Origin of the sequence: Pseudomonas sp. R5(2019), from assembly GCF_009905435.1 — a bacterium.
GTDB lineage: Bacteria > Pseudomonadota > Gammaproteobacteria > Pseudomonadales > Pseudomonadaceae > Aquipseudomonas.
In genome coordinates this window covers 1-14,584 of the sequence record NZ_JAAAMT010000012.1, presented here as the reverse complement: position 1 = coordinate 14,584, position 14,584 = coordinate 1, and the positions used below count along the sequence as shown (strand labels likewise).

15 protein-coding genes are annotated in these 14,584 nt (G+C 60.1%); 7 read left to right on the top strand and 8 right to left on the bottom strand.

The features are described 5' to 3' along the window. Positions 1 to 18 precede the first annotated feature (18 nt). Entirely contained in the window at positions 19 to 1,080 is a 1,062-nt protein-coding gene (recA, locus tag GUY40_RS10345; RefSeq protein ID WP_166568859.1) for a recombinase RecA, read from the top strand. Positions 1,081 to 1,084: 4 nt separating this feature from the next. Next, entirely contained in the window at positions 1,085 to 1,552 is a 468-nt protein-coding gene (recX, locus tag GUY40_RS10340; RefSeq protein ID WP_166568858.1) for a recombination regulator RecX, read from the top strand. Positions 1,553 to 1,600: 48 nt separating this feature from the next. On the opposite strand, the gene GUY40_RS10335 is transcribed toward recX, so the two are convergent. Both GUY40_RS10335 and GUY40_RS10330 read right to left on the bottom strand, forming a co-directional pair. Next, the gene (locus GUY40_RS10335; RefSeq protein WP_166568857.1) at positions 1,601 to 2,734 is read right to left on the bottom strand and encodes a TIGR00730 family Rossman fold protein; all 1,134 of its coding nucleotides are present in this window, start codon (positions 2,732 to 2,734) and stop codon (positions 1,601 to 1,603) included. 396 nt (positions 2,735 to 3,130) lie between these two features. Beyond that, entirely contained in the window at positions 3,131 to 3,556 is a 426-nt protein-coding gene (locus tag GUY40_RS10330) for a quorum-sensing-regulated virulence factor family protein (RefSeq protein ID WP_166568856.1), read from the bottom strand. 238 nt (positions 3,557 to 3,794) lie between these two features. On the opposite strand from GUY40_RS10330, the gene GUY40_RS10325 reads away from it, so the two are divergent. The 3 genes from GUY40_RS10325 to GUY40_RS10315 all read left to right on the top strand — a co-directional run bounded on the left by GUY40_RS10325 (position 3,795) and on the right by GUY40_RS10315 (position 5,852). Further along, entirely contained in the window at positions 3,795 to 4,505 is a 711-nt protein-coding gene (locus tag GUY40_RS10325; RefSeq protein WP_166568855.1) for a tRNA-uridine aminocarboxypropyltransferase, read from the top strand. 259 nt (positions 4,506 to 4,764) lie between these two features. Further along, entirely contained in the window at positions 4,765 to 5,415 is a 651-nt protein-coding gene (erdR, locus tag GUY40_RS10320; RefSeq protein ID WP_166568854.1) for a response regulator transcription factor ErdR, read from the top strand. Between the two features lie 74 nt (positions 5,416 to 5,489). Then, positions 5,490 to 5,852 carry a diacylglycerol kinase gene (locus GUY40_RS10315; RefSeq protein ID WP_166568853.1) on the top strand — a complete coding sequence of 121 codons (363 nt, stop codon included), beginning with the start codon at positions 5,490 to 5,492 and terminating at the stop codon, positions 5,850 to 5,852. On the opposite strand, the gene GUY40_RS10310 is transcribed toward GUY40_RS10315, so the two are convergent. Continuing rightward, on the bottom strand, positions 5,849 to 6,775 hold the full coding sequence (locus tag GUY40_RS10310; RefSeq protein WP_166568852.1) for a LysR family transcriptional regulator: 927 nt from the start codon (positions 6,773 to 6,775) through the stop codon (positions 5,849 to 5,851). The genes GUY40_RS10315 and GUY40_RS10310 overlap by 4 nt on opposite strands. Positions 6,776 to 6,895: 120 nt before the next feature. Between GUY40_RS10310 and fpr the strand changes: the two genes are divergently transcribed. After that, positions 6,896 to 7,675, top strand: coding sequence for a ferredoxin-NADP reductase (gene fpr / locus GUY40_RS10305; protein WP_166568851.1), 780 nt, complete (start codon positions 6,896 to 6,898; stop codon positions 7,673 to 7,675). 598 nt (positions 7,676 to 8,273) lie between these two features. Here fpr and tsaA read toward each other — a convergent pair. From tsaA to rimO, 5 genes are all read right to left on the bottom strand, one after another. Next, the gene (gene tsaA, locus GUY40_RS10300) at positions 8,274 to 8,972 is read right to left on the bottom strand and encodes a tRNA (N6-threonylcarbamoyladenosine(37)-N6)-methyltransferase TrmO (protein ID WP_166568850.1); all 699 of its coding nucleotides are present in this window, start codon (positions 8,970 to 8,972) and stop codon (positions 8,274 to 8,276) included. A gap of 2 nt (positions 8,973 to 8,974) precedes the next feature. Continuing rightward, positions 8,975 to 9,439: a DUF1456 family protein gene (locus GUY40_RS10295; RefSeq protein WP_166568849.1), complete on the bottom strand. Its 465-nt coding sequence runs from the start codon at positions 9,437 to 9,439 to the stop codon at positions 8,975 to 8,977. A gap of 54 nt (positions 9,440 to 9,493) precedes the next feature. After that, positions 9,494 to 10,204: an rRNA pseudouridine synthase gene (locus GUY40_RS10290; RefSeq protein WP_166568848.1), complete on the bottom strand. Its 711-nt coding sequence runs from the start codon at positions 10,202 to 10,204 to the stop codon at positions 9,494 to 9,496. 81 nt (positions 10,205 to 10,285) lie between these two features. Further along, positions 10,286 to 10,756 carry a GNAT family N-acetyltransferase gene (locus GUY40_RS10285; RefSeq protein ID WP_166568847.1) on the bottom strand — a complete coding sequence of 157 codons (471 nt, stop codon included), beginning with the start codon at positions 10,754 to 10,756 and terminating at the stop codon, positions 10,286 to 10,288. Between the two features lie 159 nt (positions 10,757 to 10,915). Next, positions 10,916 to 12,253, bottom strand: a complete 1,338-nt coding sequence (gene rimO, locus GUY40_RS10280; protein ID WP_166568846.1) for a 30S ribosomal protein S12 methylthiotransferase RimO — start codon at positions 12,251 to 12,253, stop codon at positions 10,916 to 10,918. Between the two features lie 330 nt (positions 12,254 to 12,583). Here rimO and GUY40_RS10275 point away from each other — a divergent pair, with 330 nt between their 5' ends. Further along, complete coding sequence (locus GUY40_RS10275; protein WP_371924777.1) at positions 12,584 to 14,425, top strand: potassium transporter Kup; 1,842 nt, start codon at positions 12,584 to 12,586, stop codon at positions 14,423 to 14,425. Positions 14,426 to 14,584: the final 159 nt, after the last annotated feature.

The following is a 14,584-nucleotide window of genomic DNA, read 5'->3' as shown; positions in this document are numbered from 1 at the left end:
TGAATTACGAGGACTTCAATGGACGACAACAAGAAGCGTGCCTTGGCTGCGGCCCTGGGTCAGATCGAACGTCAATTCGGTAAAGGTGCGGTCATGCGCATGGGCGATCACGATCGCCAGGCCATCCCGGCCATCTCCACCGGCTCGCTCGGTCTGGACATTGCCCTGGGCATCGGCGGCTTGCCCAAAGGCCGTATCGTCGAAATCTACGGTCCTGAATCTTCCGGTAAAACCACACTGACCCTGTCGGTCATCGCCCAGGCGCAAAAAATGGGTGCCACCTGTGCGTTCGTCGATGCCGAGCACGCCCTGGACCCTGAATACGCCGGCAAGCTGGGCGTCAACGTCGACGACCTGCTGGTTTCCCAGCCGGACACCGGCGAGCAGGCACTGGAAATCACCGACATGCTGGTGCGCTCCAACGCTGTTGACGTCATCATCGTCGACTCCGTGGCCGCACTGGTTCCAAAGGCCGAGATCGAAGGCGAGATGGGTGACATGCACGTGGGCCTGCAGGCTCGCCTGATGTCCCAGGCGCTGCGTAAAATCACCGGTAACATCAAGAACGCCAACTGCCTGGTCATCTTCATCAACCAGATCCGCATGAAGATCGGTGTCATGTTCGGCAGCCCGGAAACCACCACCGGTGGTAACGCGCTGAAGTTCTACGCTTCGGTCCGCCTGGATATCCGTCGTACCGGCGCGGTCAAGGAAGGTGACGAGGTTGTCGGTAGCGAAACCCGCGTCAAGATCGTCAAGAACAAGGTTGCCCCTCCTTTCCGTCAGGCTGAGTTCCAGATCCTCTACGGCAAGGGCATCTACCTGAACGGCGAGATCATCGACCTGGGCGTTCTGCACGGTTTCCTGGAAAAGGCCGGTGCGTGGTACAGCTACCAGGGCAGCAAGATCGGTCAGGGCAAGGCCAACTCCGCCAAGTTCCTGCAAGAGAACCCGGAAATCGCCGCCGCCCTCGAGAAACAGATTCGCGACAAGCTGCTGACCGGCGCGCCAACCGTCAAGCCGGGTGCCGCTGCAGTAGAAGTGGAAGAAGCGCCTGAAGACGCCGACGCCAACTTCTGATCCCATGTCCGTAGTACTCGATACCCCCGTCGCGGTGCGACGGACAGCCATGGACCTGCTCGCGCGACGCGAGCACGGTCGAGTCGAGCTGACGCGTAAACTGCGTCAGCGCGGCGCCCCGCCTGAATTGATCGATGAAGCGCTCGACCGCCTGACGGAAGAGGGTCTTCTGAGTGAATCCCGTTATCTGGAAAGCTTTATCGGCTATCGCGCACGCGCTGGCTACGGTCCTGTTCGCATCCGGGAAGAACTCGGGCAGCGCGGCTTGCAGCGTTCCGATATCGAGCAGGCCTTGCGAGAAAGCGGGGTCGATTGGCAGGAGCACTTGCGTGACACCTGGCAGCGAAAATTCTCCGGCCAGCGTCCTGCGGATCAGCGCGAACGGTCAAAGCAAACGCGCTTTCTGGTCTATCGGGGATATTCGATGGAGATGGTGGGCCGCTTGTTGAGCGGCCGTGACCTGGATGATTGAATGACAACGCTGCCAACCTTCATAAGGTTGGCAGTTTTGTTTTGGGCGTCAGTTGACTTTCAGGGGTTCACGCGATGAGCGTTGTACGGATGGCGTCTGCTGTTGCCCTTGGGGTTTAACCCAGTTTTCCTCAAGGTTGATAAAATCGACCAACGCTCGCAAACGACCGTGATCGCGCCCATTGAAGGTAAAGGCCAGCCGCGCCAGATGGCTGTACTGGGGTTCGTCATGCTCTTCCCCGTTGTAGGCATGTTGATGGAAGGTGTCGCTCAGGCACAGGTCGGCGAAGTCGGTCTGCATGGTGGTCAAGGCATTTTCGGTCAACGCATGGTGCATGCGGATCACGAACAGGTTTTTCAGCCAGCGGCTGGAGTGGTAGTTGCCGTAGAACTGGTTGATCTGCTGGACCGCCTCTTCGGCGCTATAGACCAGTCGTATCAGTTTCATGTCGCTGGGCAGAATGTAGCGGTTGTCCTCCAGCTCGCGCTTGATAAAGCTCAACGCTTCCTTCCAGAACGTCCCGCCGGGTGCATCCAGCAGCACCACAGGCACCAGCGGGCTCTTGCCAGTCTGGATCAGCGTCAGCACTTCCAGTGCTTCATCCAGCGTGCCGAAGCCGCCAGGGCAGAGCACCAGTGCGTCAGCCTCCTTGACGAAGAACAGCTTGCGAATGAAAAAGAAGTGGAACGGCAGCAATTTGTCGGTGCCTTCCACGGTGGCATTGGCATGTTGTTCAAAGGGCAGGGTGATATTGAACCCCAGGCTGTGTTCCAGCCCGGCACCTTCGTGGGCCGCCGCCATGATGCCGCCGCCGGCACCGGTGATGACTGTCAGGTCCGAGCGTGCCAGCGCGGCGCCCAGTTCACGAGCCAAGGCATAGAGGGGGTGTTCGACAGGCGTTCGGGCTGAGCCGAACACGGTGACCTTGCGCTTGTCCCTGTACTGTTCCAGTACGCGGAAGGCGTGATCGAGTTCACGCAAGGCCTGCAGGGTAATCTTTGCGTTCCAGCGATCGCGGTCGTCCTGGGCCATGCGCAGGACAGTGAGGATCATGTCGCGGTAGAGCGGCTGGTTTGGGCTATTGGGTGCCACCAGATTGATCTGTTCTTCGACCTTGCTGGTGAGGTCGATACCGTTGCTCTTGAAGTAAGTGGATAGGAAATCATTCGGTTTATAAGGCATTCAACGTCTCCTTCTGCATCGCAACCTTTGGCCTGAGGGCATTGCGGTCAGGCCGCGACACTGTATGTATCGCTGGTTACCGTGCGTGCAAGGCGGCGGTTACTTAAGCGCCACCTGCGCCGGTAAGGCAGTGTTTGCTTCCATACAGTATCTGCTTTGTCTTATGGCAATCATTCAACCAGTGGTTGGGCAATCCCCTCCGCTTGCCCGTCAGGAAATGGGGATTCGTCTTTCTAAATCTAGACCCTGCCGGATCTTTATGCTGACTTGATCATGTGCTCTTAAAACCATGACTGGCAATCAGTTTGTCGAGCTACAGAGGGCGCCGAAAGCCTGAGGGAAGCGGGCGCACATGACGCGCCAGCTGGTGCGATGGCGCGTCAACGGAGGAGGGTGTTACTTCTTCTTCGGCGGGTTGGTCATGCCGCAATCGGCAGCCGTGAAGCGTTCGGTAGTGACCGGGCGATTGGTTTTGTATTCGGTGAAGTCGTATCGCATGACCGCACCCTTGGCCAACAACTGGCGGTAGCCATTGTTCAGGCACACGCTTTTGCCCAGCTGAAAGCGTACCGCATCCGGATTGGCACGCATTTTCACCGCATGGCTTTCGCGCACGCTCAGGTGATTGATCAGCTCCTTGCCACTCACCGTGTAGCCCTGGTCAAGAATGTCGTCGTTGATCGCCCTCGGGGTGCCGACGCTGCTTTGCTTGGCGACCTTGTCCAGCATCTTGTCGAGCTCAAAGTCTTTCAGCGATGCAGCCTGGACGCCCAGCGGCAGCGCGAGCAGCAAGGTGATGGACGGAACGATAAAACGCAGCATGCAACTCTCCTGATTCGGTGACTGGCGATTGGACCAGCGACCTGGCGGTACGTTCAGTGCGGCCTCCGCGGGGTGGACGCTGTAGCGTAAACCGTGAGTGATTAGGGGGGCGATTATAAGGGACGTCGCCGTGGCGCTCTATCTCATTAGCAGCACGGGCGATCTGATAAACTCGCCAGCTTTTGAGCTTGCGAGTTGTTGTCGTGTCGATCCTGTCCTGCCTTTGTTGTCCGCGCTCATGAGCAATGCTGTTTCTCTGCTGCGCGATGAGCGCCTGGCTCGTTGCGTCAAGCCCTTTACCGCCCGTGGCTCGCGTGCCCCGCGTTGCCCGGATTGCCGAGTGATCCCCAGCCACTGCCTGTGTGCCTGGCGACCCCGTGTCGAGGCTCGCTCGGGCATGTGTCTGGTGATGCACGATGTGGAACCGCTTAAACCCAGCAATACCGGCTGGTTGATTGCCGACACCATTGCCTGGACCCATGCCTTCAACTGGCAACGCAAGCATGTGGACGAAGCCTTGCTGGCACTGCTCGATGATCCCCAGTGGCAGCCGTATCTGGTGTTTCCCGGCGAGTTCGTCGAGCCGCAACGGGTCGTGACCCAGGTGGCGCCGGCCCACGGCAAGCGGCCATTGTTCATCCTGCTGGATGCAACCTGGACGGAAGCACGCAAGATGTTTCGCAAAAGCCCGTACTTCGATCGCTTCCCGGTCCTGAGCCTGGAGCCGGAGCGCCTGTCTCGCTACAAGCTGCGGCGTTCCAAGCGTGACGATCATTTTTGTACCGCCGAAGTCGCCGCGATGTGCCTGGAGCTGGCGCAAGACCTGACGGCTGCCGATGCGCTGGACGCTTACCTGGATGTCTTCAGCACCCATTACCTGAGCGCCAAGTTCCAGTTGCCGATTGATGAGCAGGATGCCGTGCACACGCGCTTGCAGCCGTATCTGTAGTCGCGACCGGTTGATTGGTCTGCTGCTGGCGGTCACCAAGGCATCGGGCACTACAATGGCATTATGCTCCTTTGAACTTGACCACCCGGGCCCGCCTCGGCATCCTTGGCGCCGATTCGGGCACGACGAAGGTCTGAACACGCGTATTTTGGGCGTTAGGGAATGTCCAGCGGCGTACGGTGCACAACACCGATGCCTTGAGTTGCCTCGGCAAGCGTCCTCAAAAAAGGCGCTTGCACAGAACAGGATCATTTGATCGATGGCCACATACGAAATCCTGATAGCCGATGACCACCCTTTGTTTCGCAGCGCATTGCACCAAGCCCTCACCCTGGGCCTGGGCAAGGAAACCCGACTGGTCGAAGTCGCGAGTATCGCTGAGCTTGAAACCCGTCTGACAGAGAAATCCGACTGGGATCTGGTCCTGCTGGACCTGAACATGCCGGGGGCCTACGGCTTTTCCGGCCTGGTCCTGCTCCGTGGTCAGTACCCACAGGTCCCGGTGGTAATGGTCTCGGCCCAGGAAGAAGCCTCGGTGATGGTGCGCTCGCGCGAGTTTGGCGCCAGCGGTTTCATCCCTAAATCCAGTTCGCTTGAAATCATCCAGCAAGCGGTGCGCAAGGTGCTCGACGGTGATGTCTGGTGGCCGCCGCAAGCGTTCGAGGCCGTCAGTGTCTCGGCCGAAGCCAAGGCCGCCAGCGAAGGCCTGGCCAGCCTGACACCCCAGCAGTTCCGGGTCTTGACCATGGTCTGCGAAGGTTTGCTGAACAAGCAGATCGCCTATGAATTGAGCGTGTCCGAAGCCACCATCAAGGCCCACGTCACGGCGATTTTCCGCAAGCTGGGCGTGCGTACCCGAACTCAGGCCGCCTTGCTCCTGCAACAACTTGAATCGATCTCGTCGAGTTGAGTGGCCTGTCCTTCACGCTTTTTTGACCCGATCTGAACTAGCGTTTCCACCTCCTTGGTTGCAGTAGCCCATTTATGTCGCCTTTCAAGGGCCAGACCGGCCTCAAACGTATTTTCAATGCTGCGCGTTACTCGCTGGACGGGCTGCGTGCAGCCTATATCGGGGAAGCCGCGTTCCGTCAGTTGGTGCTGCTCAACGTGCTGATGGTGCCCCTCGCCTTTTGGCTGGACGTGAGCCGTGCCGAGCGTGCCGTGTTGATTGCGGTGTGTCTGCTGTCGCTGATCGTTGAGTTGTTCAACTCGGCGGTCGAGGCGGCCATTGACCGCATCTCGCTGGAGCGCCACCCGCTGTCCAAGAACGCCAAGGACATGGGCAGCGCCGCCCAACTGGTGACGTTGACCATGATCGCGCTGGTCTGGGGCGTGGTGCTGCTTTAAGCGATACTCGGCAGGACGATCTCGTCGCTGCGCCTGACACCGGCGGTGAAGGCGCGGCAAAGTTCGAGAAACTCGCGCATGGCCGAGGTCTGGTATTTCTGTTTGTGCCAAATGAAATAAAACTGCCGGGCCAGATCCAGCTCCGGGGTTTCCACCGGCACCAGGCTGCCCCGGCGAAAGGCATCGCGCAGGGCCAGGCGCGAAATGCAGCCGATGCCAAGGCCCGACTCTACCGCGCGCTTGATGGCCTCGGTGTGTTCCAGCTCCAGACGAATATTCAGTGAATTGCGATGATGTCGCATGGCCTGGTCGAAGGTCAGGCGCGTACCGGAGCCCTGTTCGCGCAGTATCCATGCCTCGCGGGTCAAGGTCTCCATATCCACGCTGGCGCGGTTGGCGAGGGGGTGTTGCGGTGCGCAGAACACCACCAGCTCATCCTCGACCCAGGGCTGCACTTCAAGGTCGGTGTGGTTGCAATCGCCCTCGATCAGACCCAGATCAATTTCATAGTGGGCCACCTGCTGCACAATATGAGCGGTGTTCTGCACGTGCAGCTTGATCTGGCTTTCCGGGTGCAGCTGCATGAAGCTGCCGATCAGCAGGGTTGCCAGGTAGTTGCCAATGGTCAAGGTCGCGCCCACGGCCAGGGAGCCGAAACCGGACTTGCCGTTAAGCAGGTCTTCGATTTCCTTGGCCTGGTCGAGCAGGGCCACCGCCTGCGGCAGCAGTTGATGGCCCAAGGCGTTGAGGCTCAGGCGTTTGCCGGCGCGGTCGAAGAGTTGGCAGCTCGACTGGCGTTCGAGTTCGGTAATAGAGGTGCTCGCGGCCGACTGCGATAATGCCAGCATGCCGGCGGCACGTGAGACGCTTTCCTGCTGGGCAACGGCGACGAACACCTGAAGCTGACGTAAAGTAAATCGCATATCTATATAACCGATAACCTATATCTTAATAATCCATTTAACAGATATTCTCACTGCCTCTAAACTACGGCACAATCGCGCTCTCGCTCAGCGCCGCGTTTTTCTTCAGGAGCCCCGTACATGAGCAACATGAACCACGAACGTGTCCTCAGTGTCCATCACTGGAACGACACCCTGTTCAGCTTCAAGTGCACCCGCGACCCGGGCCTGCGCTTCGAGAACGGCCAGTTCGTGATGATCGGGCTGCAACAAGACAATGGCCGCCCACTCATGCGCGCCTACTCGATCGCCAGCCCTAACTGGGAAGAGCATCTGGAGTTCTTCAGCATCAAGGTGCCGGATGGCCCGCTGACTTCGCAGTTGCAGCACCTGAAGGAAGGCGATGAAATCATCATCAGCAAGAAGCCTACCGGCACCCTGGTGCTTGACGACCTGAACCCGGGCAAACACCTGTACCTGCTCAGCACCGGTACTGGCCTGGCACCGTTCATGAGCGTCATCCAGGACCCGGAAACCTACGAGCGCTTTGAAAAAGTGATCCTGGTCCACGGCGTTCGCTACGTCAACGAGGTCGCCTACCGCGAGTTCATCACCGAGCACCTGCCGCAGAACGAGTTTTTTGGCGACGCATTGCGTGACAAGCTGATCTACTACCCGACCGTGACCCGCGAACCGTTCGAGAACCAGGGCCGCCTGACCGATCTGATGCGCAGCGGCAAGCTGTTCAGCGACATCGGTCTGCCGCCGATCAACCCTCAGGATGACCGTGCAATGATTTGCGGTAGCCCGAGCATGCTCGATGAAACCAGCGAGGTACTCGACAGCTTCGGTCTTAAAGTGTCCAAGCGGATGCGTGAGCCAGGTGATTACCTGATCGAACGCGCTTTCGTGGAAAAATAATCCACGAAATAAGCTGACAAAAAAACGCCCGCTCAATACGGCTTGATCGGGCGTTTTTTTATGGTTCATCGCGCAATTGCGGGATAGCCACACCGAAACCACACAGATCTAAAGCCGAACAAACAAGGCTGGCAACTCCAAATTCACAGGCCATGGTACGTTGCAACAAATGTGGGAGCGGATTTATCCGCGAAGCGCCGCGCGGGCGGCGCTCGATTTCGGCAGCGCCGGAAAACCCAAGGCAAGCACTTGGAAGCCTTGATACGGTCCTCAGGCAACCCTCTTCATTCTGATGGGGGAGGCGAGGAGGGCTGCCAGCAGATCGCATGAGCCGTGGGAGGTGTCTGCCTTGGTTTTTCATTGTTCTTGAGATCGCGCGCCGCCCGCGCGGCGCTTCGCGGATAAATCCGCTCCCACATTTGTTGCAACGTGCCATGGCCTGTGAGATTGGGGTTGTCAGCTTTGCTTGTAGGGCGGGAGATCGCGGTGGCGCAGGCATAAAAGGTTCTTGCTCTAGCTTTTGATCTTCTGTACGCAAAAAGCCCAGGCACCGCGGATCGTCCCTTCAGGAGCCAGGAGCCAGGACCCCAGGGCGTTTTCAGGCTGCTGCCGGCACTACCGTCAACACGGTGATGGTGTCCGGGGCTGGATAGTGCCAGCGCACGTCCACATCCCAGAAGCAGGCGCCGTATTGACGTTCAGGCGCGGGCGTCTGGTAGGCCGGGCGGGGGTCCTGCGCCAGGCACTGCTCGATCAAGGCCACCAGCGGCTCGCCAAGACGTTGTGCATGAACCTGGGCCTGCACCAGCGCCTCATCGCTCCATCGCACTGCAATCAGTGCTGGAGCAGCGCTGGCGATCCCATTGAAGGCATCCTCGACGCTGTCGGCATAAGGCACGTAAGGCTTGATGTCCAGCACCGGGGTGCCGTCGAGCAAGTCGATGCCCGACAGCCACAAACGGTCTGCTTCAACACGCTCGAGCTTGACCACCGATTGGCCGATGCCATTGGGGCGATGGGTGGCACGGGTGGCGAACACGCCCATGGATTTGTTGCCGCCCAGGCGCGGCGGGCGCACCTTCAGCCGTGGCTTGTCTTCCAGGGCTTGATGGAACAGGAACAGCAGCCAGACATGGCTGACCTGTTCCAGCCCTTGTACCGCATCGCCCTGATTGAACGGCGGCAGCAATTCCAGCACGCCCCGCGCCGCTGGTGCCAGCTGAGGCTGGCGCGGGATGGCGAACTTTTCCTTGAAGCAGGAATGCACGATACCGATCGGCGAGACGCTGTGGTTCATGGTCAACCAGGGCGTACGCGCTGGGCCAAGCCCTTGAGGAAGTTGCGCAACAGCTGGTCGCCACAGGCGCGGTAGTTGTTGTGGCCGGCCTTGCGGAACAGCGCGCTCAGTTCGGGCTTGGAGACGGGGAAGTCCACCGACTTGAGGATGGCCGTCAGGTCTTCTTCTTTCAGCTCGAAGGCCACACGCAGCTTTTTCAGGATGATGTTGTTGGTCACTGGCAGCTCGACCGGCACCGGTGGACGGCTGTCGTCCTTGCCGCGCTTGAAGGTCACCAGGCCGTCCAGGAAGTGCGCCATCAGTTCGTCCGGGCAGTGGGCGAAGCCTTCTTCTTCCTCTTTCTTCACGAAGCTTGTGACATCGGCCTGATCGGCCTCGAAGCCGGTCAGCTTGATGATGTCGGTCATTTGCTTGTCGTTGAGGTTGAGCATGTAGCGCACGCTGCGCAGTACATCGTTGTGAATCATGGTCGAATCCTGAGAAAGCGCGCCGCCGGTTGGCGACGTCGAAGAAAGGGGGGGTTAGAACTTTTCCTTGGCGGACAGGTAGCGCCACTGGCCCAGCGGCAGCTTGCCCATGGACACGCCACCGACGCGGATGCGGCGCATCGACACGACGGTCAGGCCAACGCTGGCGCACAGCTGGGCGATCAGGCCTGGAGCCGGGTTCTTCATGGCCATGCGCAGGCGGGTTTCGTTCTGCCAGCTGGCCTTGACCGGCGGCAGCTCGCGGCCTTTCCACTTCACGCCATGATTCAGGCGGTTAAGGCCGTGCTCGGCGATTTCGCCACCGACTTCAACCACGTATTCCTGTTCAAGCTTGGCGATGTCGTCGGTGAGCTTGCGTACGATCCGCCAGTCCTGAGTAAAGATCTGTAGCCCATTGGCGCCTGCTTGCAAAGGCGCGGCGCAGGCCAGGCGGGCAAAGTGCCCCTTGAGCGGGCGACGGCCATAGCGGTGCTCTTCTGCCAGCGTCTCGGCGGTGATGCCGGGCAGGGCGCTGTCGCTGGTTTGATCGGCAGGCTGGTTGAGCAGCAGCGTCACAGGCTCGGGTGCAACCGCCTGGGCGCCGGCCGCCAGCTCGACCTTCTGGTCGCCGACCTTGAACTGCGGTTCGTCGATGACCACGCCATCCACCGAGACCCAGCCACCCTCGATGTACAGTTCGGCCTCCCGGCGCGAGCAGCCAGTCAGTTCGATGAGGCGTTTTGAAAGGCGGATGGGGTCTGTCATGTGCAAGGCCGTTACAAGAAAAGGATGACATTGTAACCGCCTGGCGCCGGTTTATCCCGGCAACATTCGACGGTGGTGGTTTCAGCCCGGGTTGAGGCCGCAAGAGCGAGTCAGGCGCAGGTGCAGCAAGGGGAAGGGTTGGCCCATGCCGTCGGTTTCCGAGCGGCCGATTTCTTCGAAGCCCAGTTTGGCGTAGAAGCCGCGGGCCTGGGTGTTCTGCTCGTTTACGTCCAGTTCGCTGGCGTTCAGGTGCTTGACGGCGTATTGCAGCAGCGCTTGGCCGATACCTTGGCCACGATGCTCAGGGGCCACGAAGAGCATTTCGATCTTGCCGGCGGCAATGCCGGCGAAGCCTGTGATGCGCTGGCGCGCGTCCTTGCAACAGATCAGCATGACCGCATCCAGGTACTGCTCACGGACGAGGCCGCGCAACACGGTGATATAGCCGTCCGGTAAAAAGTCATGGGTGGCGCGTACCGAGGCCTCCCAGACCTCGGTCAATTCGTCGTAGTCGCTTTGCCGTGGGGTTTGCACGACCGGGTAGTGGCGCATGCCAGATGTTCTCCTCCTGTTGTCCATTGACCAGGGACGATAGATGGCATCAAAACAGTGCGCCACTAAAAGCATCGCGGGCAAGCCTTGCTCCCACATCCGCGAGGGGTGTGGGAGCAAGGCTTGCCCGCGAGGAAACCAGCGCGATCCAGAGCCGAATCAGATCACTTCAGCCCACAGGTCATATTCGTCGGCATCCGTTACCCGGCACCAGACCTTGTCGCCCGGCTTGAGGTTGTTGTCGCCGCCGATGAAGACGTTACCGTCGATCTCGGGGGCATCGAAGAAGCAGCGGCCGACAGCGCCTTGTTCGTCGACTTCGTCGATCAGCACTTCGATGTCCTTGCCGATCTTCATCTGCAGGCGTGCGGCGCTGATGGCCTGCTGGTGCGCCATGAAGCGGTCCCAGCGGTCCTGCTTGACGTCATCCGGGACCACGTCCAGGTTCAAATCGTTGGCCGGTGCGCCTTCAACCGGCGAGTACTGGAAGCAGCCGACGCGGTCGAGCTGGGCCTCGGTCAGCCAGTCCAGCAGGTACTGGAAGTCTTCTTCGGTTTCGCCAGGGAAGCCGACGATGAAGGTGGAGCGGATGATCAGGTCCGGGCACTGTTCGCGCCAATTCTTGATTCGTGCCAGGGTCTTGTCTTCGAAGGCCGGGCGCTTCATCGCCTTCAGAACCTTGGGGCTGGCGTGCTGGAAGGGGATATCCAGGTACGGCAGGATCTTGCCGGCCGCCATCAGCGGGATCACGTCGTCGACGTTCGGGTACGGGTAGACGTAGTGCAGGCGCACCCAGACGCCCAGGGTGCTGAGCGCCTGGCAAAGCTCCAGCATGCGGGTTTTCACCGGCTGGCCGTTCCAGAAGTCGGTCTTGTACTTGACGTCGACGCCGTAGGCGCTGGTGTCCTGGGAAATCACCAGCAGTTCCTTGACACCGGCCTTGACCAGGCGCTCGGCCTCGCTCAACACGTCACCTACCGGGCGGCTGACCAGCTTGCCGCGCATGGACGGGATGATGCAGAACGAGCAGCTGTGGTTGCAGCCTTCGGAAATCTTCAGGTACGCGTAGTGGCGCGGGGTCAGCTTGATCCCCTGCGGCGGCACCAGATCGATCAGCGGGTTATGGTCCTGGCGTGGCGGTACCACTTCATGGACGGCATTGACCACTTGTTCGTATTGCTGAGGGCCGGTGACCGACAGCACGCTGGGGTGAACGTCGCGAATGGCGCTTTCTTCCACGCCCATGCAGCCGGTCACGATCACGCGGCCGTTCTCGGCGATGGCTTCGCCGATCACCTCGAGAGATTCGGCCTTGGCGGAGTCGATAAAGCCGCAGGTGTTGACCACCACGACGTCGGCATCCTGATAGGTGGGGACGACTTCATAGCCTTCCATGCGCAGTTGCGTAAGGATGCGCTCGGAATCGACCAGGGCTTTTGGGCAGCCCAGGGAAACGAAGCCAACCTTTGGGGCGGCAGGCGTAGGGACGGTGGACATGGCTAACCTCGGTGTTGAAGGAGCAGTTGCGCAGTGAACGTAACTGCCCTGGCGGGCGCTGCGAGCGCCTCTGGTCAAAAAGTGCGCAATTCTAGCGGCCGACAGCGCGCTTGACCAGCTTTAAACGGGGAAATACGACGAGTGCTGCGCTATGCTTCGACGCGTTGAGCCGCAGTGGATTTTGACCTGCGGTGATAAAGCGGGTTGCGCGCGCGCAGACGCAGGTTTTTCGTCAATTTGGCGCAAGCCCGGAGCTTGGTTCCAGGGGGGATGATGGCTCAGGCGAGTAGTCAGGTGGCTAACGAGCATTCGACGGCCAAGCCATTGAGCATGCTGGTGGCGGCAGTTGGGGTGGTGTACGGCGATATCGGTACCAGCCCGTTGTACACCCTCAAGGAAGTGTTTTCCGGTGAGTATGGCGTGCCTGTCAATCACGACGGCGTGCTGGGGATTCTGTCGCTGATCCTGTGGTCGTTGATCTGGGTGGTTTCGGTCAAGTACGTGCTGTTTATCCTGCGCGCCGACAACCAGGGCGAGGGTGGGATCATGGCCCTGACCGCGCTTGCGCGACGGGCGTCGACGGCTTATCCGCGGTTGCAGACGCTGCTGGTGGTGTTTGGCTTGTTCGGCGCTGCGTTGTTTTACGGCGACAGCATGATCACCCCGGCGATATCGGTGCTGTCGGCAGTCGAGGGCCTGGGGCTGGCGTTTGAGGGTATCGATCACTGGGTTATCCCGGTGTCGCTGGTGGTGCTGGTAGCGCTGTTCTTGATCCAGCGCCACGGTACGGCTCGCATCGGCATTCTGTTCGGGCCGGTCATGGTCGCCTGGTTCGGGGTGCTGGCAGCGCTGGGGGTGCATGGCATCGTCCAGCATGCCGAGGTGTTGTATGCCTTTAACCCGATGTGGGCGGTGCGCTTTTTCATTGTTCACCCCGGCATGGGCGTGGCGATCCTCGGTGCCGTGGTACTGGCGTTGACGGGCGCCGAGGCGCTGTACGCCGACATGGGGCACTTTGGGCGCAAGCCGATCGCCCGTGCCTGGTTCGCCCTGGTGCTGCCGGCGCTGGTGTTGAACTATTTCGGTCAGGGGGCGTTGCTGCTGGAAAACCCTGACGCGGCACGCAACCCGTTCTATCTGCTGGCCCCCGGTTGGGCGCTGGTACCTTTGGTCGGCCTGTCGACGCTGGCCACGGTGATTGCTTCTCAGGCGGTGATATCCGGGGCCTTTTCCTTGACTCGGCAGGCGATCCAGCTGGGCTATGTACCCCGTATGCATATCCAGCACACCTCCAGCGCCGAGCAGGGCCAGATCTATATCGGCGCGGTGAACTGGTCGCTGATGGTGGGTGTCATTTTGCTGGTGCTGGGCTTTGAGTCGTCGGGCGCGCTGGCATCGGCCTACGGCGTGGCGGTGACCGGTACCATGCTGATCACCACCATTCTGGTGTCGGCGGTGATGTTGCTGTTATGGAAGTGGCCGCCGATTTTTGCGGTGCCAATCCTCTTGGGCTTTCTGTTCGTCGACGCGTTGTTTTTCACGGCCAACGTGCCGAAGATCTTTCAAGGCGGTGCCTTTCCGATATTGGCGGGTATCGCGTTGTTTGTGCTGATGACCACCTGGAAGCGCGGCAAACAGGTGTTGGTGGACCGCATCGACGAGGGCAGCCTGCCCTTGCCGATCTTTATCGGCAGTATTCGCGTGCAGCCTCCGCATCGGGTCGAGGGCACGGCAGTGTTCCTGACCGCACGGGCGGACGCCGTGCCCCATGCGTTGTTGCACAACATGCTGCACAACCAGGTCCTGCATAAGCAGGTGGTATTGCTGACGGTGGTGAACGAAGATTCGCCGCGTGTTCCGGTTCAGAACCGTTTCGAGGTCGAAGCCTATGGCGAGGGCTTTTATCGGGTGATCCTGCACTTCGGTTTCATGGATGAGCCAGACGTGCCGGCTGCCTTGAACCTGTGCCACCTTGAAGCGCTGGAGTTCAGCCCTATGCGCACCACGTACTTCCTCAGCCGGGAAACCGTCATCCCCTCGAAGCTGGTGGGCATGGCGCGCTGGCGGGGGTTGTTGTTCGCCTTCCTGTTGAAGAATGCCAACGGCAACCTGCGCTTCTTTAACCTGCCGCTCAACCGGGTGATCGAGTTGGGTACACAGGTGGAGATATAGGGCCCTGAAAAGCATCGCGGGCAAGCCCCAATGCCAGTGTAGGAGCGGACCTGGCCGCGATGGGCTGCGCAGCGGCCCCGGCGATTCTGAAATCATCTGCACTTGCTGGCTCAATCGCAGATGCCAATGGCCTCAGGGGCCGCTGCGCGGCCCATCGCG

Coding starts and splice junctions, on each gene's coding strand:
- recA (WP_166568859.1), top strand. CDS start 19: ATGGACGACAACAAGAAGCGTGCCTTGGCTGCGGCCCTGGGTCAGATC.
- recX (WP_166568858.1), top strand. CDS start 1,085: ATGTCCGTAGTACTCGATACCCCCGTCGCGGTGCGACGGACAGCCATG.
- GUY40_RS10335 (WP_166568857.1), bottom strand. CDS start 2,734: ATGCCTTATAAACCGAATGATTTCCTATCCACTTACTTCAAGAGCAAC.
- GUY40_RS10330 (WP_166568856.1), bottom strand. CDS start 3,556: ATGCTGCGTTTTATCGTTCCGTCCATCACCTTGCTGCTCGCGCTGCCG.
- GUY40_RS10325 (WP_166568855.1), top strand. CDS start 3,795: ATGAGCAATGCTGTTTCTCTGCTGCGCGATGAGCGCCTGGCTCGTTGC.
- erdR (WP_166568854.1), top strand. CDS start 4,765: ATGGCCACATACGAAATCCTGATAGCCGATGACCACCCTTTGTTTCGC.
- GUY40_RS10315 (WP_166568853.1), top strand. CDS start 5,490: ATGTCGCCTTTCAAGGGCCAGACCGGCCTCAAACGTATTTTCAATGCT.
- GUY40_RS10310 (WP_166568852.1), bottom strand. CDS start 6,775: ATGCGATTTACTTTACGTCAGCTTCAGGTGTTCGTCGCCGTTGCCCAG.
- fpr (WP_166568851.1), top strand. CDS start 6,896: ATGAGCAACATGAACCACGAACGTGTCCTCAGTGTCCATCACTGGAAC.
- tsaA (WP_166568850.1), bottom strand. CDS start 8,972: ATGAACCACAGCGTCTCGCCGATCGGTATCGTGCATTCCTGCTTCAAG.
- GUY40_RS10295 (WP_166568849.1), bottom strand. CDS start 9,439: ATGATTCACAACGATGTACTGCGCAGCGTGCGCTACATGCTCAACCTC.
- GUY40_RS10290 (WP_166568848.1), bottom strand. CDS start 10,204: ATGACAGACCCCATCCGCCTTTCAAAACGCCTCATCGAACTGACTGGC.
- GUY40_RS10285 (WP_166568847.1), bottom strand. CDS start 10,756: ATGCGCCACTACCCGGTCGTGCAAACCCCACGGCAAAGCGACTACGAC.
- rimO (WP_166568846.1), bottom strand. CDS start 12,253: ATGTCCACCGTCCCTACGCCTGCCGCCCCAAAGGTTGGCTTCGTTTCC.
- GUY40_RS10275 (WP_371924777.1), top strand. CDS start 12,584: ATGCTGGTGGCGGCAGTTGGGGTGGTGTACGGCGATATCGGTACCAGC.